Consider the following 20,821-nt stretch of genomic DNA (forward strand, 5'->3'; position numbering starts at 1 on the left):
TCACCTTCACGCCCGCCGGGCGTCAAGACGAATGCCGGGCGGCCCCATAACGTCACCCGGGTGGTTAAGCTCTCCGTCATCGTGCCGTTCTTCAACGTGCAGACCTACGCCCCCGACACACTGCGGAGTCTGCGCGCCAATGCGCGTGCGGACTTCGAATTCATTCTCGTCGACGACTGTTCGAGCGACGGCACGCCGGAGCTCCTGGAGCGGGCCGTACGCGAGCTGCCGGGGGCGGTGCTGGTGCGGCACGAGAAGAACGGCGGCCTCGCCACCGCCCGCAACACCGGCCTCGACGCGGCGAGCGGCGAATATCTGACCTTCCTCGACGGCGACGACTGGCTCGCGCCCGGATACTTCGCGGAACTCCTGTCATTCATAGAGGAGTTGGGCGTCGACTTCGTCCGAGCCGACCATGTCCAGTGCTCCGGCCGGGCCCGCTCGGTGCACCGCGTGCCGCAGGGCCGGCGCGGCGTGGTGCTCGACCCGCGGGACGCGATCCTGCCCGCCGACCGCTCCACGTCCGTGGACTACGCCTACGCGTGGGCGGGCATGTACCACCGCCGGCTCCTGGACGACGGGCTGCTGCATTTCAAGCACGGGCTGCGCACCGCGGAGGACCGGCCGTGGATCTGGCGGCTGCACCGCGAGGCGCGGACTTTCGCGGTGGCCGGACTTCTCGGCGTGTTCTACCGGCGCGGCGTCGCGTCCTCGCTCACGCAGATCGGCGATGTGCGGCAGCTCGATTTCATCCACGCATTTGATCAGGTCATCGAGGAAACGGCGCGGGACGCGGACGCGGACCGATTGCTGCCGAAGGCCGTGCGCACGTATTGCGCGATTATCTCCCATCAGCTCGGCACCATCGAACGGTTCGAACCGGCCGTGGCCAAGACATTGCGCTCGATGAGCGCGGCGGCGATGAAACGGATGCCGCAGGACATTCTGAAGGATGCGCTGAATTCCATGGATTACGAGCGCGCGGCACGGCTGCGCAGGGTCCGGCGCCGTACGGCCGGGGCGGAGGTGTCGGCCTGATGACCGCCCAGCCCGAGCGCCGTGCCGAGCCGCACCGCCCCGCCCGCCCCCGCACCCAGATCTTCCTCGCCTCGACGCTGTACGGGACCGCCACGCTCGCCGCCGCCCTCGACGCGGGCCGCTTCGCCCCCGCCGACCGCCGGCTGCTGCTCGTCTCCAACAACGCGGCCATCCCCGAGACCACCCCGTCGTGCCAGGAGGCCCCCGGCTTCGAGCTGCTGAGCGACCGCTTCGACGGGCTGCTCTCCTGGAACGAGACGATCCGCCCGTTCCACCCCGGCGGCTGGTCGCCCCGGCCGGACGACGCCCCCCTGTGGGAGCGGCACCTGCGGATGCTCTGGGACCTCGGCGACGACGAGATCGAGCTCGTCGTCGAGTCCATCCAGGTCAACCCGGCCCTCGCGCTCACCCAGCTCTTCCCCGACGCGCCCGTGGAGGTCTACGCCGACGGCCTGATGAGCTACGGGCCCACCCGCAGCAAGCTCGACCCGCTCATCGGCACCCGCATCCGCCGCCTCCTCCACCTCGACCTGGTGCCGGGGCTGCGCCCGCTGCTGCTCACCGAGTTCCAGGTGCCCGCCGAGATCGTCCCCACCGCCGCGTTCACCGAGGTCCTGGCCCGCCTGGAGAGCGCCGCGCCGGAAATTACCGCACCGAAAGGATCCGCGCTCCTGCTGGGCCAGTACCTTTCGGCACTGGACATCCTCACGCCGGTGGAAGAGGAGGAACTGCATGTGCGAATGCTGCGCGGCGCGGTCGAACTCGGTCATCGAGCGGTGGTGTTCAAGCCCCACCCCACCGCGCCGGCCCGCTGGTCGCGGATGCTGGAGGAGGAGGCCGGACGGCTCGGCGCCGAGCTGGTGGTCCTGGACACTCCCGTTCTGGCAGAGGTCGTCTACCAGCGCCTTCGGCCCGCACTCGTCGTCGGCTGCTTCTCCACGGCACTGCTGACCGCGAGCGCCCTGTACGGGCTGCCGGTCGCCCGGATCGGCACGGGACTCCTGCTGGAGCGGCTCACCCCGTACCAGAACAGCAACCGGGTGCCGGTGACGATCGCGGACGCCCTGCTCCCCGACCTCGACCGCCCCGAGACCGTCACCGGCTGGACCCCGCCGGCCGGGGAGACCGCCGGCAAGCAGCTGACCGGCCTGCTCTCGGCGGTCGGCTTCGCCATGCAGTCCCAGATCTACCCCGAGCTGCGCCCGGCCGCCGAGCGCTATCTCGCCGCCAACCTCAACTCCCATACCTGGCGGTACTTCAAGCGCCGCCGCCTCACCTCGCTGGCGCTGCCCGGCGCGCTCCCCTCGCAGCTCGCCTTCCTGCCGCGCAACCCGACGGTCCGCAAGGTCGCACGGCGCGCGCGGGCGATGCAGCGGCGGCTGGTCAAGCGGACGGCGGCGCTGGGGTGAGCGCGTACGACGTGAGAGTGCGGGCGGGCCGCGCGGCGGGGACGGCCCGGTGAGCGCGGCCTCCCCCGGCACCGCCTCCCTGGAACCGCCCGCCCCCTCGGGCGCGGGCCTGCGGCTGCCCGACCCGATACCGACGCCCCCGCCGACCGATCCGGCCCGCACCGGACCGGCCCGCAAGGGGGCGCACGGCCGCCTGCGCGCCCTCGACGGGCTGCGGCTGATCGCCGCGCTGATGGTCGCCCTGTACCACTACGGCGGCCGGACCGGCGAGGTCGGCCAGGCGTGGGGCAGCTCGCCGCGCGCCCAGTTCCCGTCGCTGTCCACGGCCTTCTCGTACGGCTGCCTGGGCGTGCAGATCTTCTTCGTCATCAGCGGCTTCGTGATCTGCATGAGCGGCTGGGGCCGCCCGCTGCGCTCGTTCTTCGCCTCCCGCGTCGCGCGCCTGTACCCCGCCTACTGGGCGGCGATCCTGCTCGTCACCGTCGTCTTCGCGCTGCCCTGGGTCGCATACAAGACCGTGTCGCCCAGCGACACCCTGGTGAACCTGACGATGCTGCAAATGCCGGTCGGCGCGCACCGGGTGCTCGGCGTGTGCTGGACCCTCTGGGCGGAGCTGCGCTTCTACGCCCTCTTCGCGCTGTTCGTCGTGGCGCCGGGGGCGACCCGCCACCGGGTGGTGCTGTTCTGCGCGGTGTGGACGCTGGGCGCGGTGCTCGCGGACGCCTCGCACCAGGAGTTCCTGAAGGCGGTGCTGATGCCGGAGTACGCCCCGTACTTCATCGGCGGCGTCGGCCTCTATCTGATCCACCGCTTCGGCCACTCCGCGCTGGCCTGGGGGATCGTCGGCGTCAGCTTCCTGATCGGCCAGCACTACGCGGTCGCCGCCCTGTGGCACGCGCCGAACCCGCACTTCTTCTCCTACCGCTCGCCGTACGTCATCATCGCGATCGTCGCCGCCGGGTACGCGGCCGTGGCCGCCATAGCCCTCGGCAAGTTCCACTGGGCCAATTGGCGCTGGCTGACCGTCGCTGGCGCGCTCACCTACCCCTTCTACCTGGTCCACGAACACCTGGGGTGGGTGGTGATCGCGACCCTCCACCGCAAGCTGGGCATCCCCTCGTACGCGACGTTCGCCCTCACCCTCGCCCTGATGCTCGTACTGGCCTGGCTCCTGAACCGCCTGGTCGAGCAGCGCCTGACACCAGTACTCCGCAAGTCCCTGACAGGCCCCCGCCGCCCGGCCCCCGCCGCCTCGGGCCCGGTGAGCGGACCCCCTCCCGTCATGTAAGATCATCTACGCAACTCCGGCGCACGCCGCGGGAGTCACGCGTCTGTGGTCCAAGGCAAGACGCCCGCCATCCAGCGGGAAATGCAGGTGCAAGGCCTGCCGGGCGCTCCACACGAAGGCCCGTACTCGATGGCTGAGTACGGGCCTTCGGGGTTTCTTACCCGCGACCCCCTGCCCCCGCTGTCAGAGGTCGAACGTCCAGGAGTTTCCGGGGGCGCGAAGCGTGCTGCGCTCGGCGCCGAGTTCGACCCGCATGGTGTGCAGGGGAAACCGGTCGCGCTCCTCCCACTTGCGGCTCACGCCTTCCAGGGCATCCCAGAGCCGACGGGGGCCGCCCTGATGAACGAGCGGGCGGGGGCCGTCCTCGGCGCGCGCCCACGATCCGTCTGCGGCGAGCAGCCAGACGACGCGGCACCCGTCGTCGTAGGTGGCCGCGCGAGTCTCGACACCCGGCGTGTCCAGCTCGAACAGATAGCGCAGCGGCCACTCCCGCCACAGGTCCGGGATCGGCCCGTACGGGACCCTTACGTCGTCGCCCTCGCGTGCGCGGGCGGCCACGAACACCTCGTCCAGCTTGGGCGGGTAGTCCGCCTCCCGCCGGGCCTCCATGAACGTCGCGGGCTCCGGCCGCACCGCGCCCCTGGCGGCTCCGTCCTCCCCCATGTCCGCCACGATCAGCAGAGCCGTGCCGGCGATGGTCGTCACCAGCCTCCCGCCGGGACGCAGCGCACGGAGCCACGACGCGGGAACGGGCCGTACCGAAACGGTCGCCATGATGCGGTCGTAGGAGGCGCCAGGCAGTTCCCCCGTCGCGTCGACCGTCTCCATGCGCGGTTCGCGCCCGAAGCCGGAGAGGCGGTCGCGGGCGGCGCCGACCAGGTAGGGGTCGACGTCCACGCTGGTCACGTTCGCGTCGCCGAAGCGGTGCCCGAACAGCGCGGCGGAGTAGCCCGAGCCGGTGCCCACATCCAGCACGCGGTCACCGGGCTCGGTGCCGAGCCGGTCCGCCATCGACACGACGAGCCCCGGCAGGGTCGACGACGACGTGGGGTCACCGGTCCCCCGCTCGTCCGGCTTCGCGTGGTCGGCGTGCAGGGGCCCGACGCGGGTCACCAGCGTCTCGTCCGAGTACGCGGCGCGCAGGCTCTGCGGGGACCCCGCGGGAAGATCGACCAACCCCCACTCCTGGGTCGGGCTGTCGGCGACGCGCCGCCACCACCGGGGCACCAGCAGATGCCGAGGCGTGCTGCTCACCGCCTCGTGCCAGTCGGGCGCGCCCACGGTCACCTCGTCGGCGAGCGCCGACGCGGCTTCGGCCCACGGGGGTTTCGCGGTCATACGGGTTCTCCTTGTAGCGCGTCGGCCATCGCTTCAACGAGCGGGATACGAGCCTTTACGGCGATCCAGTGCCATTGGCCATTGGGGTTCACCTCGAAGAACACCCACCGGCCATCAGGTGTCACCGCGAAGTCGAGAGCACCGAAGTACAGACCGAGCTCGTCCATGAGCCGGCGGACGCCCTTCGCCACCTCGGGGGGCATGTCCACGGGCTCATAGGCGAGGGACTGGTAGTCGGAGCGCCAGTCGAGCCGTGCGGCCTCGCTCCCGGCGTGGATGGCGACGGGGAACATCCGGCCCCCGATCACGGTCAGCCGCACCTCGAACGCCTTGGGCACGCGCTCTTGGAACAGGTGGGCGGTGCCGGCCACCCCGTCGTCCACCTCGCCGGCGGAGACGAGCGCCACGGGCAGGAACTGCCGCTTGCCTCCGGGGCCGAGCACCCCGCCTCCGAGCCCCTTGTAGACGACCTGACCGGCCCCGATGAACTCGCGGGCATGGTCGGGGTCGGACGTGATCACGGTCCGGGGCACGTCGAGTCCGACGCGTGCGGCAACGGCGAGCTGTCTCGGCTTGTAGTTCGCCGCGGCGTCGGCCGCGGGATGGTTGATCCACCGGACGGGCAGGGAACCGAGCACGCCCAGCAGCCCGGACCGCGCCTCGGACAGGGCCAGCGCACGGGCGTGGCCGGGCCAGTCGTCGGGGGTACGGAATTCGTTCGGGCGCCGCCACCACACCGACTTGACCGATTCCAGCTCGGCCGCTCGGGAACCGACGAGTACCCCCGCCCAGCCGTCCCCGGTGAGGGAGACGGCCAGGCGGGAAGCGGTGGGGAAGTCGGCTGTGTCGAATCTGACGACTTCCTCACCTCTCTTCGCCAGCTCCTCGACCACAGCGTCGGCCGTGAGGTCGTCCCGGCCCGTGAGGATGAGGATCGAGCCCATGTCAGTACAGGTCGGTTCCGCTGTCGGAGCCCGGGGCACTGCTGTCGCCGTTGCTGGTCTCGGTCTGCGTCTCGGGCATCTCCGCCGTGATCGCGTGCCACGGGTTCCCCTCGGCGGACACGTTCATCTGGAGCGCGTCGCTGTAGGTGATCACCGGGGCCTCGCCGGGGCTCTCCGGCGGTGACACCAGGTGCCGGACCCCGAATGGAAGGGCGATCGCAGTGCTCATGACGTCCTCGTTTTCTGCTCTTGCCAACCCTCAGATCCGGATGGACGCGAGGGAATCCAACTCGGCTGTTCACACTCCGGCCGCCCCAACTGCCCGGCCACACCTGCGAGGTGCACTTCGGACGCCTCAGTCTTACCGGAGGATCGACTGCCGCACACGGAATGTGCGTGACCAAGTACGCTGAGTGCACAATCTCTTTAGGGGAGGCAGCGGAGTGGAGCTAGAGCTGGAACCTGACGTGATGCCCGCTTCACCAGCGGGAATGCTCGCCAACCGAGCGGCACGAGCACGGGCGAAGGCAGGTCTTTCACTGCGCGGGCTCGCCGAGAAGTTGGGCTACCCGCACACATACCTGAGCCGCGTCGAGCGAGGGGAGCAGCTCCCTTCCGCCGCATTGGCCGAGGCCCTTGACGACTTCTACGGGACAGACGGGCTGTTCTCCGACCTTCTCGCAGTGGCCATAGCTGCCGAGGTCCCTGTATACGGACGGAAAGTGCTGGAGGAGGAGAAGCGCGCCGCCCGCATCCAGACCTTCAACAGCAGCGTCGTGCCTGGTCTGCTCCAGACGGAGTCGTACACGTCTGCTCTGTTCGTCGAGTCGATGCCCGGCAAGGACGCAGAGAAGGTCGCATTGCAGGTGAACGCACGGGTGCACCGTCGCGCGGTACTGGAGTCGCAAGCGCCCCCGCTTTACTGGGCGATCATGGATGAGGCGGCCCTACGCCGTCCCGTGGGCGGCCCGGCCATCATGGCGGAACAGATTCAGCACACCCTCGGCATGATCGAGAAGAACAGCGCGGTCCGGGTCCAAGTGCTCCCCTTCTCTCGTGGAGTTCACCCCCTGTTGGGCGGTAGCTTGAGCCTGCTCACCCGTCGGGATGGCGTGTCCTTCGCTTACGTCGAGTCGTTCGCCTCCGGCACGTCGGTGGACGCTCCGGCCGATGTGCTGGAGTTGACAACACTTCTCGACATCGCCCGGTCGAAGGCCCTCGATACCAGGGAGAGCGTGGCTCTGCTCCACAAGTACCTGAAAGAGTATGAGGATGACTTTGACTCCTGACGAGAACGCGTCGTCCCTGGGCTGGGTGAAGAGCAGTTACAGCAACGGCCAGGGTGCGGAGTGCATCGAGTGGGCACCGGAGCACGCGGCAGCCACAAGTGAGTTCCTGGTGCGGGACAGCAAGCGCCCGGATGGCCCGCATCTCACACTGACTGCCGAAAGCTTCGCGGGGCTGGTGGAATTCGCCAAGGCTCATGGCTCGTGCCCGTGAACCAGCCGGTCGACTGACAGTAAGCCCCATGCGAGCAGTCGATTGTGAGCGCGGAGCACACGGAAACACACCTTGGCGTGGCTTCTGAACCTCCTGGTCGAGCCGTGACGCCCATACTCCGCAAGTCCCTGACGGGCCCTCGCGTTCCCTGACCGGGAGCCGGGCCGGGGCCGTCGTCCCTCACCCCCACAGGGGTACTTTCCGCGACCGCGCCGTCGGGTCCGGTCTCGTCCGCTAGGTTCCCCCTGCGCGAAGGGGTCGACCGGCGCCGCCGCCCGGCAGTGGTCGTCCGTGGCGGCGGATGGGGGATGTCCATGGTGCGGAGCCTGTACGGCCTCGACGTGGTGCTCGACGGCCTGGTGCCGGGGCTGGTGGGCCGCGAGCGCGGTGGCGGCATCCGGGGCCTGGCGTATCGCGAGGGGAATCCGGTGATCGAGCTGGTGGGCGGCCGGGACACCGGGAAGAGCGCGCTGCTGGACGCGCTGTTCGCCGCGTACAAGGACCAGGCGCCGCTGGCACGCGCCGACTTGGCGGACAGCAAGTACGGCGAACCGGGCCTGGTGGCGGGCGTGCACGACCAGGAGGCGCCGAACGCCTCGCCGGTGAGCAACCTGCTCTACCTCGTCTCCCACAAACTGGGGCTGAAGGCGGGCCCGTTCCACCGGCCGGTGCGCTTTCCCCGGCTGCATCTCGGGCTGCTGGTGGTGACCGCGTGGCGGCCGGACGGCGAAGGCATCGGCCCGCCGGGGCTGCTGCGCGCGCAGGAGGAGTTGCTGCGGCTCATCACGGAGGACCAGCCCGACCCCCGGCGGCGGCGCGCCGCGCTGCGTCAGTGGGTGGACGCGGTGGTCGGCAACCTGGGGACGCTCGTACCCGGCTTCCCCGGCATCGACGCCGTCATCGCCGCCACTCTCCAGAGCGCCGCCGACCAGTTGCTGACCCGCCCGGACCGGGGCGCGCTGCGCTGGTGGGGCGAGCATCTGCCGTTCTTCCAGGGCGACGGGCTACAGCGGCTGTTCGCGTCCGTATGGGACTTCCGGCGGTACGGGGAGCGGCGGCGGGAGGCCGAGGGGCTGCTGGTCGCCGCGTTCCTCGACGACATCGGCGAGCACTACGGGCTCTTGCAGAAGTGGAACAAGGCCCCCCGGCCGCTGCTGCTCCTCGACAACGGGCACACTCCGGCGGGCCGACGGTTCCTGGACCTGCTGTGCGAGCAGTACGCGCGGGCCGGAGGCGGTTCGGAGCGCCCGGCGGTCGTCGTGACGGCCCTCGGCGACGGCCGCGAGCACGCGCCGCCGCACCCCGACGTGCGGGACCTCCCCCGGCAGTGGCCGAAGATCTCCCTCGGCATCCCGGCCGTCACCGGTTCCGCGATCCGGGCCATGCTCAACGCGACCCCGGACTACCCCGCCGAACTGCCGGGCGTCGTCGAGCGGTACAGCGGCGGCCGGACCGGCAGCGCCCGCCTCCTCGCCGACGAGGCGGTGCGGCTGCGGCGGTGCGGCGAGCGCGCGGACCCGGTGCGGCTGCTGGACGCCGCCGCGCCCCGGCTGCTGGAGCGCCTGCTGCCGGACGCGGAGGCACGGGCGGCGCTGACGTTCCTGGCGGCGACCCGCGACCGGGCGGCGGCCGTCCGGCTGTGGTCCGCCTTCCACCCGGACGGCGACGCCGCCGCCCGCGTCGAGCAGGCGATGGATCACCTCGCCGCGGCCCGGCTCCAGGACGACCGGGCCGTACGGGCGCTGCTGCTGCACCGGCTCGCGGAGGACCCGCGGTGGTTCCGGGTGCACCTGAATCTGCGGGCGGGCTACAACCCAAACGGCCTGGAGGAGTACGCGCCGGGGCACTGTGACGCGTATCTGCACCACACCCTGGCGCTGCGCCGGGTCGAGCCGGTCGCGCAGGCGATGCACCGCCGCTTCGCGGAGGCCCCGCCCGCCCGGTGGCTCGCCTCCGTGAACCTGATCTGCGCCGCGCCGCACCCGCGCGAGGCCCTCACGCCCGTACCGCCCGATCCGGCCGTACCGCCCGAGCCGCCGGAACCTCCCGAACCCTCGGAGCCCTCGGAACTCCCGGAGCCGCCGGCCTGCGCCGCCTGCCCGCCCGGCGAGGGCCCCGACGATGTGCACTGGGCGATCCGTCGGCTGCTGACGACGGTGTGGCGGCTCTCGGACCCGCTGTCGTACGCGCCGCGCCCGGAGGACATCGGCACGGTACGGGCGGAGCTGGAGCGGCTGCACCAGGCCAAGCGCTCCGAGGACACCACGTACCGCCATGCCGCGCAGGAGTGGGCCGCGGGGTTGGAGAACCAGACGCGCGCCCCCGACCTGCGGATTCCGGAGGGTCGAGGCTGATGAGGTTCGCGAGGGGCCGGGCCTCGGGCCCGCGGACGGGGTTCGCCGGGTTCCGGGCCTGGGGTCCGCTGACGAAGGGCGCGGCCGGGCTGCTGGCGCTGGTGGTGCTCTCCGTGGGCGGCTGGGCGCTGTACGACTGGCTGCGGCCCGACCGTACGTGCGCGTCGGGCGTCGACCGGCGCGGCGGGGAGTGCGTCGGCGTGACCGACGGCGGCTTCAGCTTCGCCGGGAACCTCGACGAGGTCAGCGCGCGGATCAAGACCGAGAACGACAGCGTCGCCCGCGTGCCGCACGTAGCCGTGGCGATCATGATCCCGATGACCGCGGCCGAGCCGTTCGAGCAGCGCAAGGTCCTCTCCGAGGTGCAGGGCATGTATCTCGCCCAGTACCGCGCCAACCACCGCTCCAACGACCAGACCCCCAAGATCCGGCTGCTGCTCGCCAACCCCGGCCGCGACCATACGTACTGGCCCGAGGTCTCCGACGAGCTGGCGCGCCGGGCCGCGACGAAGGAGAACCTGCGGGCGGTCGTCGCCTTCAACGTCAGCGTCCGCGCCACCCAGCAGGCCATCGCCCGCCTCACGAACGAGCGGCACATCCCCGTGGTCGGGGGCGCGGTCACCGCGGGCGACATCGGCAACAGCGCCGCGCACCCGGACGCGTACAAAGGCTTCGTCCGCGTGCTGCCCACCACCCATGACCAGGCGGCGGCCCTCAAATCGTTCAACAAAAACATGGATCCGGCGCACTCACTGGTCGTCGAGGACCTGCGCCAGGACGACAACTACACCGTCACCCTCAAGCGCGCCTTCCACCAGCTGACGAAGGGCGCGCCGCGCGCGCCCGAGCAGTTCCGCTCCCCCGCGGACTTCAGCAAGGAGGGAAGCACGTCCAACGATTTCCACCAGATGGTCAACACCATCTGCAACTCACCGGCCGAGGACATCTACTTCGCCGGGCGCCCCGTACAGCTGCGGCAGTTCATCAACGAGCTGGGGGCCAGGGCCTGTACGGACAAGAAGTACCGCGTCGTGTCCGGCTACGCCGCCTCCACCCTCTCCTCGGACGCCAAGCTGAACTGGGACGCGCTGCGCGACGGTGTGACCGTCGAGTACGCGTCCGTCGCCCATCCCGACGCCTGGACCGCGCCGGGCGCGCCCGCGACGGGCGGTTCCAAGGCCGCGTACGAGCAGCTCAGCGGCCTGGCGGCGGAGGCGGCGCGGAAACCGGTGGGGCCGGTCGGCCGGGTGGACCTGACGGATTCGCGGGCCGTCACGACGCACGACGCGGCGTGGACCGCGATCACGGCGATCCGCAACAACTCCCGCAACGGGTCGGACATCCCCAGCCTGGACCAGGTGCGCAACGCGTGGCTGCGGCTGCACGGCGCGGACAAGGTGCAGGGGGCGAGCGGCTGGATCTGCCTGGACAACTACGGGAATCCGTACGACAAGGCGGTGCCGGTGGTCCGGCTCAACCCGCGCACGAAGAGCGTGGACTTCGTGGGGCACGCGTGGCCGGAGCGCGGTAAGCCGCCGCCGGAGGACTGCACGGCGAGCGGAGAGTGACCGGGCGATTGGGCGACTGGATGACCGAGCGATTGGGCGATTGGGCGATTGGGCGACCGGATGACCGGGCGGCCGGGCGACCGGGTGACCGGGTGACCGGGTGATCAGTCGCCCCGCAGCAGCGTGACCTCGACCCCGGCGACGATCGCGGCCAGCCCGGCCTCGAACCCCTCGTCGTACTCGGCGAACATCTCATAACCGGCCGCCGCGGCGAGCGGGTGCTCCCGCAGCCGCTCGGCCCGCTCGTCCACGTCGTACGCCCCTTCCCCGGTGGACAGGTCGCCCCGCGTCGACTGCTCCTCCACGACGTACCCGATGGTGTAGGCGTACGACGTCATGACCGCCCGCGCGGCGGCGGCCAGCGCGAACCCCGCCTCCGTGAGGGCGGCGAACTGCCGGTTCAGGTGCGCCGCGTACTCGGTGCCCTGGAAACGCGTACCGCCGAACACCTTCCCCCCGTCGCGGTAGCGGAGGAGTACGCGCCGCGTGGAGCGCATGGCCTCGCTCAGCGTCTCCTGCCAGGTGGCGTCGGCTGGGCCCGAACTGTCTGGCGCGGCGTCGGAGCTGTCTCGCACCGCGTCGAAGTCGGCGGCGGCGCGGCGCAGCAGTTCGGTGGCCATCTCGTCGAGCAGGTCCTGCTTGCTCTTGACGTGCCAGTACAGGGCGGGGGCCTGCACGCCCAGCTCGCCGGCGATGCGGCGCAGGGTCAGCCCTTCCAGGCCGACGTCATTGAGGACGCGCAGGGCAGTGCCCACTACCTGTTCGCGATCGATTCGAGTTGCCACCTTGACAGTTTAACGGCGTTCAGCGCACCCTTAACGACGTTAAATTGAACGTCGTTAAGGAGAGGTGCGAGCCATGCCCGAAGCGATATCCGAAGCCGCCGCCGGAACTGTCCTCGTCGTCGGGGCAGGCCCGGCCGGCCTGGTGATGGCCCTGGAACTGAGCCGGCGCGGCGTCCCGCACCGCCTGATCGACGCGGCGGACGCCCCCTTCCCCGGCTCCAAGGGGAAGGGGCTGCAACCGCGCACGCGAGAGGTCTTCGACGACCTGGGTGTCATCGAGGCGATTCACGCCAAGGGCTCCCCGTACCCGCCGATGACCTCTTGGGAGAACGGCGAGCCCGGCTGCGACTGGGAAATGATGACGCGCGGCGAGCCGACGCCGAACACTCCGTACGCCGAGCCGTGGCTGCTGCCGCAGTCGCGCACCCAGGAGGTGCTGCGCGACCGGCTTCGGGAGCTGGGCGGAAAGGTGGAGTTCGGGGTCAGGCTGACGGAGTTCGAGCAGGACGAGGGCGGCGTGACGGCGGAACTGACCGGTCCGGGGGACACGACGGAACGCGTACGGGCGTCCTACCTGGTGGCGGCGGACGGCGGCCGCAGCACGGTACGGGCGGCGCTCGGCACGCCGTTCACGGGCGAGACGGTGGACCCGACGCCGATGCTGACCGCGGACATGGAGGTGCCGGACCTGCCTCGTACTCACTGGCACACCTGGAACACCCACCCCGACGGCACCATCGCCATGTGCCCGCTGCCGCACTCGAACCTCTTCCAGACCTACGTCCGCTTCGATGCGGGCGAGCCGGACCCCGACCCCGAGGCCGTGCGGCGCCTGGTCGGCGAGCGGACGGGCCTGAAGGCGGGGAAGGTCCACTGGTCATCGGTGTTCCGCACGCGGGCGGCGATGGCGGAACGCTTCCGCGAGGGCCGCGTCTTCCTCACCGGCGACGCCGCCCACATCCACTCCCCCGCCGGCGGCCAGGGCCTCAACACCAGCATCCAGGACGCCTACAACCTGGGCTGGAAGATCGCCGCCGTGCTGCGGCAGGGCGCGCCGGACGCCCTCCTGGACTCGTACGAGGCGGAACGCCTCCCCGTAGCCGCCGGCGTCCTGGGCCTGAGCACCCGCATCCACCGCGGCGGAACCGCCGGCCCCCTCTCCGGCCACCGCGGCCCCGACAACCACCAACTGGGCCTCGGCTACCGGGAGAGCCCGCTGTCGGTGGAGCGGCGGGAGGGACTTGAGGAGGGTGCGCTGCGAGCGGGCGACCGCGCCCCGGACGCGCCGTGCGAGGACGCGGGTACGGGCGAGATGAGGCGACTGTTCGACGTGTTCCGGGGGCCGCACTTCACGCTGCTGGCTCTGGGGAACACGGAACTCCCCTTGTTGAACGCAGAGTTGGCCTCGACGATCCACACGTACCGCGTCGGCGGACCGACCCCGGACCTCCTGGACCCGGACGGCCACGCGGCGCGCGCGTACGCGAAACACGGCCTGTTCCTGATCCGCCCGGACGGCTATGTGGGGCTGGCTACGGAGGAGGCGGGGGATGTGACGGGGTACTGGCCGATCGGGGGTTGACTGGCTTCCGCGCGGTCCCGCCGGGGGGCGTCGGGGCAGAGCACGGCTTTGACCTGCGGTGCCCCGGAGTGGTTGAGACGAGGGTCGTCGTTTTCGTCTCTACGATCTCGGGGCACCCCCCAGCACGAACGTGGTGATGGGGTGGTAATGGGGTACGGCACGCAGCGGACGTCGGAACCCGGCTTCGCCCGCCCGGTCAACCGCTGCCCGAGACGCCGGCCGTGCCGGATGCGGCCCCGCTGTGCGCGATGCGGGAGGCGCCCCGTGTGGGTCCCCACTCGTGGATTCAGGGCGAAAGCAGGTTCATCATGACAGGTCAGCGCCGTTTTTCGTAGGACGGAACGCACAGTTCGCGAGGCTTGTCCGGTCCGTTCCCCACATCTCAGAATCTCCTTCGTGCGTCATCCGCAGACAGGGGGAATGGTGACGATCGATCACGACGCGGTGCTTCGGGCCCGCGTGCTGCTACTGGGGTCCGGCCGACCGAGTCGGGCCGAACTGGTCGGCGCGTACCGGGTCCTGGCCGAGGTGAGCCCGAAGGTGTACGTGCCGAAGTTGGTGGACGCCCTGCTCGCGCTGCGCCACGAGAGCCGGGACCCGAAGGCGGACCTCATGCTCGCCGCCGAGGCTTCCCGGGCCGCTCGCACGATGGAGGCCGAGGCGCCGAACCGGGCGGAGCAGCCGCATCGGACGGAGCGGTTGCAGCGGGCGGAGCGGTTGCAGCGGGCCCTGGACGCCTATCAAGCTTCGTTGTTCGCCCTCGGGCACAGGGCGGAAGGACGCGCAATCTGTGAGGAGCTGGCCGAGGCCGGCCGAAGCGAGCCCCTGGCGAACGTCCTGGCCGAGGAGGGGCGCTTCAGGGAGGCCGCGGAGCTCGACGAAGAGGCCGCCCGGAACGGAATCCCGGAGCACTCCTTCTGGAACATGGTCCGGTGGGCGGCGAACCTGGAGGGCGCCGGGCTCCACGACGCCGCATCAGCCGTCTTCCGCGAGCTCCTTGAGGAGACCCGGCGCAAGGCGGCCGAACAGCGCACCGCTCTGGCGATACTCACCTGGGAGTTGGTTCACTTCTCTCGGATGCGGGAGGCCGTCGGGGACGAGGCGAGTGCCGCGGCCGCCCGGCGAGAGGCCTTGAGCGTTCTGGAGGAGCTCGCGACCACGGGCGAGCCGAAGAACTGGAGTTGCATCCTGGGGTGGTGGAGGACGCTCTTCGTCCTGTCGGGGCGGGCAGCCGAACCCGCCGCGAGCCCCGAGTCCCCGATGCCGCCGTTCGGCACGGAGCCCCCGTGGTCGGGCGATGTGCGGGACGGTTTTCTCGGCATGCTGCCGGCCCTCGAAGCGGAGGCGGCGAGACTGCGCGGGACCGGTCAGCTGCCCGAACTGGTCGACGTCCAACGCAGAATCGGCATCCGCGCGGCCGTCCGCGAAGGCGACCACCCCTACCTGTTCAAGGACCGGTTCACGCCGCACTTCGACGAGGGGGTGACGCTCGCCCGCCGCCTGCCCGACGACCACGCACGCCTCGCCCGCGCCCTCACCGACCGGTCGATGTTCCTCGTCGCGGCACGATCCTTCGAACCCGCGCATGCCGACTTCGCCGAAGCGGTCGCCCTTCTCGACGGTCGCTGACCGTGCACGAGGACGCCGTCGACCTGCATTTGTTGTTCGCTCTGGCCGTCACCATGGAAGCCAGGCAGCGCGGCTAGGCCCCGGTTGCAGGTTGCAGGTTGTTTCGTTCAGGTCACTGGATTGTCGGCCCGGGTGTGGCATTGGCTGACGTGCGCTGGGGGGCGGATTGGGCCGCTATTGCCGGACCGCTCGGCCGCGCCCCGACCCCGGGCACTTCAGGCGGCGCGGTCGGCCGCGTGGTCGATCGCGTCGCCGGTCACCTGGTCGACCGCGTCGCCGGTCACGTCACCGTTCACGTGGCCGATCGCGTCGTCGGCCGCTTGCATGCGGCGGACCGTCTCCAAGTAGTCGGCGATCGAGTCCCGGTTGCGGGTCAGGCAGTCGATGCGCTGGGTCAGGTGGTCGTGTTCGCGCTCCAGGATGGCGACCATTTCCGGGGTCAGGCCGTCGAAGTAGATGCTCCTGGGCTGCGCCAGGCACGGCAGGATCTGGCGGATGATCCGGGTGGGCAGTCCGGCGTCGAGCAGTCCCTTGATCTGCATGACGCGGCCCACGTGGAATTCCGCGTACTCGCGGTAGCCGTTGTCGGAACGGCCCGGCGAGATGAGCTGCTGCTCCTCGTAATAGCGCAGCAGTCTCCGGGAGGCTCCGGTCCGTTCCGCCAGCTCTCCGATCTTCATGGGACCGAGCCTATGACGGCCCCGGCCGGGGCTCGCGGGCCGCCTATTTGACCTTCACATCGATGTGAGGGTCGGAGACTCGCAGAGCGGTTGGAACGCAGCCGCTCACACTCGTTGATGAGGAGAACTCCCATGGCTTCGTTCGATGTCCACGGCTTCTACCAGGAGTGGGCGAAGCAGAGCGGCCTCGTCTTCGGCGCGGCCGCCGGAGAGGGGTCCGAGAGCCTGGAGGCCGTCCGGCTCGGCTACCGGAAGTTCTTCCAGGAGTTCTTCCCGCCGCCGGAGGGCGTGACCTTCGAGTCCGTGGACGCGGATGGGGTGCCCGCCGAAATCGCGGTCCCCGAAAACGCCGTACCCGGTCGGCACCTGGTCTACCTGCACGGCGGCGGCTACCTCGCGGGGGACCCGCAGGGCTACCGCGGCCTGGCCGGGACTCTCGCCCGGCGGCTGCGCGCCCGCGTCCTCGTGCCGGACTACCGGCTCGCGCCCGACGCCGTCTTCCCCGCCGCCGTCGACGACTCCGTGACGGCCTACCGCTGGCTCCTGGCACAGGGCGTCGCGCCGCAGAACGTCGTGGTCGCCGGCGACTCCGCCGGTGGCGCGATGGCGGTCAGCTCCCTGGTCGCCGCCCGTGACCTGGGGCTTGAGCTGCCGGCCGCCTCGATAGCCATCTCGCCCTGGGCCAACCTCGAACACACCGGGGCCTCGATGGTCACGCTCGACGGCGTCGACCCGTCCGTAAGCCGCGCGGGGCTGCGCCAGGCCGCGGCCATCGCCCTCGGCAACGCCCCGCTGAGCAGCCCGCTGGCCTCGCCGGTCTTCGCCGACACCCGCGGACTGCCCCCGGTCCTGATCCAGATCGGCGGGCACGAGGTGATGCTCAGCGACGCCATCCGGCTGGCCGCGAAGCTGGCCGATGACGCCGTGCAGGTCCGCCTGGACGTCGCACCGGGGATGGGGCACGTGTGGCCCCTGGTCGTCGGACACCACCCCGCCGCGGGCAAGGCGGTCGCCGACGCCGTCGCCTTCGCGGAGGAACACCTTCCGGCGGCATGAGGCGCTGAGGCCATGCGGCGGGAGGCCCGGTCCGTCACGCGCGGCCCCACCGGACCGTCGCGGTACGGGCCCCCACCGGACCGTCGCGGTACGGGCCCCCACCGGCCCATCACCGTACGGGCCCCAGCCGGCCCCTCCCAGCGAGCCCCGGCAAGTCCCAGCCAGCCAGCCAGCAAGTAGAAGCCCCCCGGCATGTCAGGAGAAAGGCGCCGGCCATGACCGATGTGCACGGCACCACCCGTCAACCCCGTTTCGACGCCGTACGGGCCGCGTTGCAGCAGAACGTGGATTCCGGCGAGGAGCTCGGCGCCTCGCTGGTCGTCGACGTCGACGGCGAGCGCGTCGTCGACCTCTGGGGCGGCCACCGCGACGCCGCCCGCACCCTCGCGTGGGACGAGAACACCGTCACCAACGTGTGGTCCGTAACCAAGACCGTAACCAGCCTCGCCGCTCTCATGCTCGTAGACAGCGGCGACCTCGACGTCCACGCGCCCGTGGCGCGCTACTGGCCCGAGTTCGCGGCCAGCGGCAAGGAGGACGTGGAGGTCCGGCACCTGCTCTCGCACACCTCCGGCGTGGCCGGCCTCGACGGGCCGGCCACGGTCGCCGACCTCTACGACACGGAGGAGACCGCCACCCGCCTGGCCCGGCAGGCACCGTGGTGGCGTCCGGGCACGGCGTCCGGCTACCACGTCTTCAGCTACGGGCACCTGATCGGCGAACTCGTCCGCCGCACAACCGGCCGCGCCCTCAAGGAATTCATCGCCGAGGAGATCGCGGGACCGCTCGACGCGGATTTCCGCCTCGGAGCGGACGAGCGCGACTGGCACCACATCGCCGACGTGATACCGCCGCCCCCGTCCTCCCTGGTCCTGCCGTCGGGCAGCCCCGCCGCCAAGGCCATGAACGGCCCGGCCGTGGACGCGGCCGTCGCCAACACCCCGCAGTGGCGGGCCGCCGACATCGGCGCGGCCAATGGCCACGGCAACGCCCGTTCCGTCGCCCGCATCCTCTCCGTCCTGGCCCGCGGCGGCGAGACCGACGGCGCCCGGCTGATCGGCCCGAAGACCATCGACACGATCTTCAACGTCCAGGCCGACGGCACCGACCTGGTCAACGGCCTCCCCCTCCGCTGGGGCATCGGCTACGCCCTCCCCCAGCCACGGGCCCTCCCCTGGATCCCCGACGGGCGGATCGCGTTCTGGGGAGGCTGGGGCGGCTCCATGATCATCATGGACCTGGACCGCCGCATGACGATCTCCTACATGATGAACCGCATGTCCCCAGGCATCCTCGGCTCCCCCCGCAGCGCCACGTATGTCCGGGCTGTGTATGACGCGTTGGGGTGACAACTGCGGTGCGGGGGCGAGCACTTGAGCGCTCTTTTCATGCCTGCTGGTCTTCGGACGCCGGGGGCGACTTGTGGGTACGCTTCCAAGCCTTCGGCCGCGCGGGGGGTGCGTTGGGGGCGCGGAGAAGTCCTGGCACTGATGCCCTGCGCCACTCACCGGACCGCCGCAACGGTGCCGATCAGCGGAGTTGGCTGCCTCGACCCGACCCTGCCGACGGGGGCCGCGGTGCGTACGTCTCGTCGGCTACGGGCCGGAAGACGCGTTCACTACCGGGCGGGCGACGACGGCGGCGGCGCCGTTTGAGCAGGGCACGAACGCCACTGCCACTCGCCGAACCTCAGCACCTCCGGCAACCTGCCACCGAGCCGACGACACACGAACCCCGGCGCGTACCGCCGCACCCCTTCGGACTACCTGGTGGTGAGCGCGCCCCACAGATCAGCCGCCACGCGGACCCACGCGACAAACCACTCGGCAACGGCCCCGGCCGACTCCTGGACCTCGGCTACGCCCAGGCATGACGTTGAGGCAAGGGGATGACGACTTCCGACGATCGCCGTCGCGACTGGTATTGCGGGCACTCCGATGGGACTGCTTGCGTTGTCCCAACAGACGATCCTGGGCCAGCGAGCAGGGGGTTTGCACCGTATGCCGGAATCTGCATTAGTGGGTAAAGCCAATACCTCCCGACCTGAAACAGCAGGTCGCGCCTTGTGGTCCCCGCGCGTGCGGGGGTGGTCCCCGGGCCCCGGCCATCCACTGGGCACTCAGCCAGTGGTCCCCGCGCGTGCGGGGGTGGTCCCTGCGCAGGTTCCTGGCGTATCTGTGCAAGATGGTGGTCCCCGCGCGTGCGGGGGTGGTCCCTGCTGTGCGCGGGGCCCGCGCCGGTGGCGGCGGTGGTCCCCGCGCGTGCGGGGGTGGTCCCGTGACGGTGCAGCTCGTCCCGCTCACGGCGCAGTGGTCCCCGCGCGTGCGGGGGTGGTCCCCGGTGGACGCTCTGGGCCGGCTGCGACTGCACGTGGTCCCCGCGCGTGCGGGGGTGGTCCCGATTGACCACCCCGCCGCCGGTCCTCGTCGTCGTGGTCCCCGCGCGTGCGGGGGTGGTCCTTGTTGTCCGGCATTACGGCCACGAAGTCCTCAGTGGTCCCCGCGCGTGCGGGGGTGGTCCCTGTGCACAAGCGGACGGGCAATTTCAGCCCAGGTGGTCCCCGCGCGTGCGGGGGTGGTCCCTACGTGGCGCGTTCGCCTGGTGAGATAGCGGCGTGGTCCCCGCGCGTGCGGGGGTGGTCCCATCACGGAAGATGACCTCTCCAGTACGGACCCGTGGTCCCCGCGCGTGCGGGGGTGGTCCCTGGTAGGGCTGTCCGCTGTCACTGAAGGCCCGGTGGTCCCCGCGCGTGCGGGGGTGGTCCCGCGGCGCCGTCCATGGACAGGCCGCCCAGCCGGTGGTCCCCGCGCGTGCGGGGGTGGTCCCCGCACCACCGACGACGTGACGATCTACGTGACGTGGTCCCCGCGCGTGCGGGGGTGGTCCCCCGGCGCAGCACTCTCGGAACAGGAGACGCGCGTGGTCCCCGCGCGTGCGGGGGTGGTCCCTGCGCCCTGTTGGTCGGCCAGGTCGGCTCCGGGTGGTCCCCGCGCGTGCGGGAGTGGTCCCCGCTCGGTCCGCTCCAACTTGCGGATGATTGCGTGGTCCCCGCGCGTGCGGGGGTGGTCCCTGGCAGATGGCACCAGGGCGGCGCAGGCCGATGCGGTCCCCACGCGTGCGGGGATGGTCCCAAAGCCCAGTCGGCCGCCCTCAAGTACTTCCTGTGGTCCCCGCGCATGCGGGGCCCCAGACGAACCGACACCCCCACCCGCCAGCTTCGCCCACCCACCTTGCGCAGCACTCCCCGCACCAGCGCCAGGCCCCCACCACCGAGCGCCGCTCGCAGGAACCCACACCACCCGCCGGCCGCCCCGGGCACCAGGGCCACCCGCCAGCCGTCAGACTGCCCCGGCGGCGCGGCGTGCGGAGAAAGCGGCCTCGGTGCGGGTCTGGCGGCAGGGGCCGCAGTGGGTCTCGTCGACTACGGGGCGGGAGACGTGTTCGCTGCCGGGGCCTTAGCAGGTCGCGAACCGGGCCGGTGGCGACGAGGGTTGGTCCGTACGGTGGCACCATTGCTGTTCGGCGAAGCTCGGCGCCTCCGGCACCCTGTCGGCGGATGGCGTCCCGTCGAGTGGTGTAGCCGGTCGCGCGTGTGGAACGCGCGGGGCTCTGCCCGGGGCGTGCACCTGTTGTCGGTGAGCGCTCCCTGA

The 20,821-nt window shown here is 71.3% G+C and carries 16 protein-coding genes, 1 tRNA gene and 1 CRISPR repeat array; of the genes, 12 read left to right on the top strand and 5 right to left on the bottom strand.

The features are described 5' to 3' along the window. The first annotated feature begins 60 nt into the window (after positions 1-60). The 4 genes from AB0I49_RS34970 (at position 61) to AB0I49_RS34985 (ending at position 3,846) form a co-directional block, all read left to right on the top strand. Positions 61-1,038, top strand: coding sequence for a glycosyltransferase family 2 protein (locus AB0I49_RS34970; RefSeq protein WP_363231234.1), 978 nt, complete (start codon positions 61-63; stop codon positions 1,036-1,038). After that, positions 1,038-2,447, top strand: coding sequence for a polysialyltransferase family glycosyltransferase (locus AB0I49_RS34975; RefSeq protein WP_363231235.1), 1,410 nt, complete (start codon positions 1,038-1,040; stop codon positions 2,445-2,447). Before AB0I49_RS34970 ends, AB0I49_RS34975 begins: the two co-directional genes overlap by 1 nt. A 127-nt stretch (positions 2,448-2,574) precedes the next feature. Beyond that, the gene (locus tag AB0I49_RS34980) at positions 2,575-3,735 is read left to right on the top strand and encodes an acyltransferase (protein ID WP_363231255.1); all 1,161 of its coding nucleotides are present in this window, start codon (positions 2,575-2,577) and stop codon (positions 3,733-3,735) included. 39 nt (positions 3,736-3,774) lie between these two features. Next, positions 3,775-3,846: transfer RNA gene (locus AB0I49_RS34985), tRNA-OTHER, on the top strand. A 72-nt stretch (positions 3,847-3,918) separates the two neighbouring features. Here the strand turns inward: AB0I49_RS34985 and AB0I49_RS34990 are convergent. Genes AB0I49_RS34990 through tgmA form a run of 3 tightly spaced genes read right to left on the bottom strand, consistent with a single transcriptional unit; the run spans position 3,919 to position 6,246 of the window. Further along, on the bottom strand, positions 3,919-5,073 hold the full coding sequence (locus AB0I49_RS34990; RefSeq protein ID WP_363231236.1) for a methyltransferase domain-containing protein: 1,155 nt from the start codon (positions 5,071-5,073) through the stop codon (positions 3,919-3,921). Next, positions 5,070-6,017 carry an ATP-grasp ribosomal peptide maturase gene (gene tgmB / locus AB0I49_RS34995; protein WP_363231237.1) on the bottom strand — a complete coding sequence of 316 codons (948 nt, stop codon included), beginning with the start codon at positions 6,015-6,017 and terminating at the stop codon, positions 5,070-5,072. Before tgmB ends, AB0I49_RS34990 begins: the two co-directional genes overlap by 4 nt. Position 6,018: 1 nt before the next feature. Beyond that, on the bottom strand, positions 6,019-6,246 hold the full coding sequence (tgmA, locus tag AB0I49_RS35000; RefSeq protein WP_363231238.1) for a putative ATP-grasp-modified RiPP: 228 nt from the start codon (positions 6,244-6,246) through the stop codon (positions 6,019-6,021). Positions 6,247-6,460: 214 nt separating this feature from the next. Here tgmA and AB0I49_RS35005 point away from each other — a divergent pair, with 214 nt between their 5' ends. From AB0I49_RS35005 to AB0I49_RS35020, 4 genes are all read left to right on the top strand, one after another. Beyond that, positions 6,461-7,306, top strand: coding sequence for a helix-turn-helix transcriptional regulator (locus tag AB0I49_RS35005; protein ID WP_363231239.1), 846 nt, complete (start codon positions 6,461-6,463; stop codon positions 7,304-7,306). Next, the gene (locus AB0I49_RS35010; RefSeq protein ID WP_363231240.1) at positions 7,290-7,517 is read left to right on the top strand and encodes a DUF397 domain-containing protein; all 228 of its coding nucleotides are present in this window, start codon (positions 7,290-7,292) and stop codon (positions 7,515-7,517) included. Before AB0I49_RS35005 ends, AB0I49_RS35010 begins: the two co-directional genes overlap by 17 nt. 314 nt (positions 7,518-7,831) lie before the next feature. Then, positions 7,832-9,871, top strand: a complete 2,040-nt coding sequence (locus AB0I49_RS35015) for a hypothetical protein (RefSeq protein ID WP_363231241.1) — start codon at positions 7,832-7,834, stop codon at positions 9,869-9,871. Next, positions 9,871-11,439: a hypothetical protein gene (locus AB0I49_RS35020; RefSeq protein WP_363231242.1), complete on the top strand. Its 1,569-nt coding sequence runs from the start codon at positions 9,871-9,873 to the stop codon at positions 11,437-11,439. The genes AB0I49_RS35015 and AB0I49_RS35020 overlap by 1 nt, the downstream gene beginning before the upstream one ends. A gap of 104 nt (positions 11,440-11,543) precedes the next feature. On the opposite strand, the gene AB0I49_RS35025 is transcribed toward AB0I49_RS35020, so the two are convergent. After that, the gene (locus tag AB0I49_RS35025) at positions 11,544-12,224 is read right to left on the bottom strand and encodes a TetR/AcrR family transcriptional regulator C-terminal domain-containing protein (RefSeq protein ID WP_363231243.1); all 681 of its coding nucleotides are present in this window, start codon (positions 12,222-12,224) and stop codon (positions 11,544-11,546) included. Positions 12,225-12,297: 73 nt separating this feature from the next. Here AB0I49_RS35025 and AB0I49_RS35030 point away from each other — a divergent pair, with 73 nt between their 5' ends. Continuing rightward, entirely contained in the window at positions 12,298-13,806 is a 1,509-nt protein-coding gene (locus AB0I49_RS35030; RefSeq protein WP_363231244.1) for an FAD-dependent monooxygenase, read from the top strand. Positions 13,807-14,226: 420 nt separating this feature from the next. Next, entirely contained in the window at positions 14,227-15,435 is a 1,209-nt protein-coding gene (locus AB0I49_RS35035) for a hypothetical protein (RefSeq protein ID WP_363231245.1), read from the top strand. Between the two features lie 215 nt (positions 15,436-15,650). Here AB0I49_RS35035 and AB0I49_RS35040 read toward each other — a convergent pair whose 3' ends face one another. After that, entirely contained in the window at positions 15,651-16,115 is a 465-nt protein-coding gene (locus AB0I49_RS35040; protein WP_363231246.1) for a MerR family transcriptional regulator, read from the bottom strand. A 132-nt stretch (positions 16,116-16,247) separates the two neighbouring features. On the opposite strand from AB0I49_RS35040, the gene AB0I49_RS35045 reads away from it, so the two are divergent. Continuing rightward, positions 16,248-17,171 carry an alpha/beta hydrolase gene (locus AB0I49_RS35045; protein WP_363231247.1) on the top strand — a complete coding sequence of 308 codons (924 nt, stop codon included), beginning with the start codon at positions 16,248-16,250 and terminating at the stop codon, positions 17,169-17,171. Positions 17,172-17,386: 215 nt separating this feature from the next. Next, the gene (locus AB0I49_RS35050; RefSeq protein ID WP_363231248.1) at positions 17,387-18,520 is read left to right on the top strand and encodes a serine hydrolase domain-containing protein; all 1,134 of its coding nucleotides are present in this window, start codon (positions 17,387-17,389) and stop codon (positions 18,518-18,520) included. A 716-nt stretch (positions 18,521-19,236) separates the two neighbouring features. Next, positions 19,237-20,302: a CRISPR direct-repeat array (repeat unit 29 nt; unit sequence GTGGTCCCCGCGCGTGCGGGGGTGGTCCC). Positions 20,303-20,821 lie beyond the last annotated feature (519 nt).

The organism is Streptomyces sp. NPDC050617 (assembly GCF_040654795.1).
Lineage (GTDB): Bacteria > Actinomycetota > Actinomycetes > Streptomycetales > Streptomycetaceae > Streptomyces.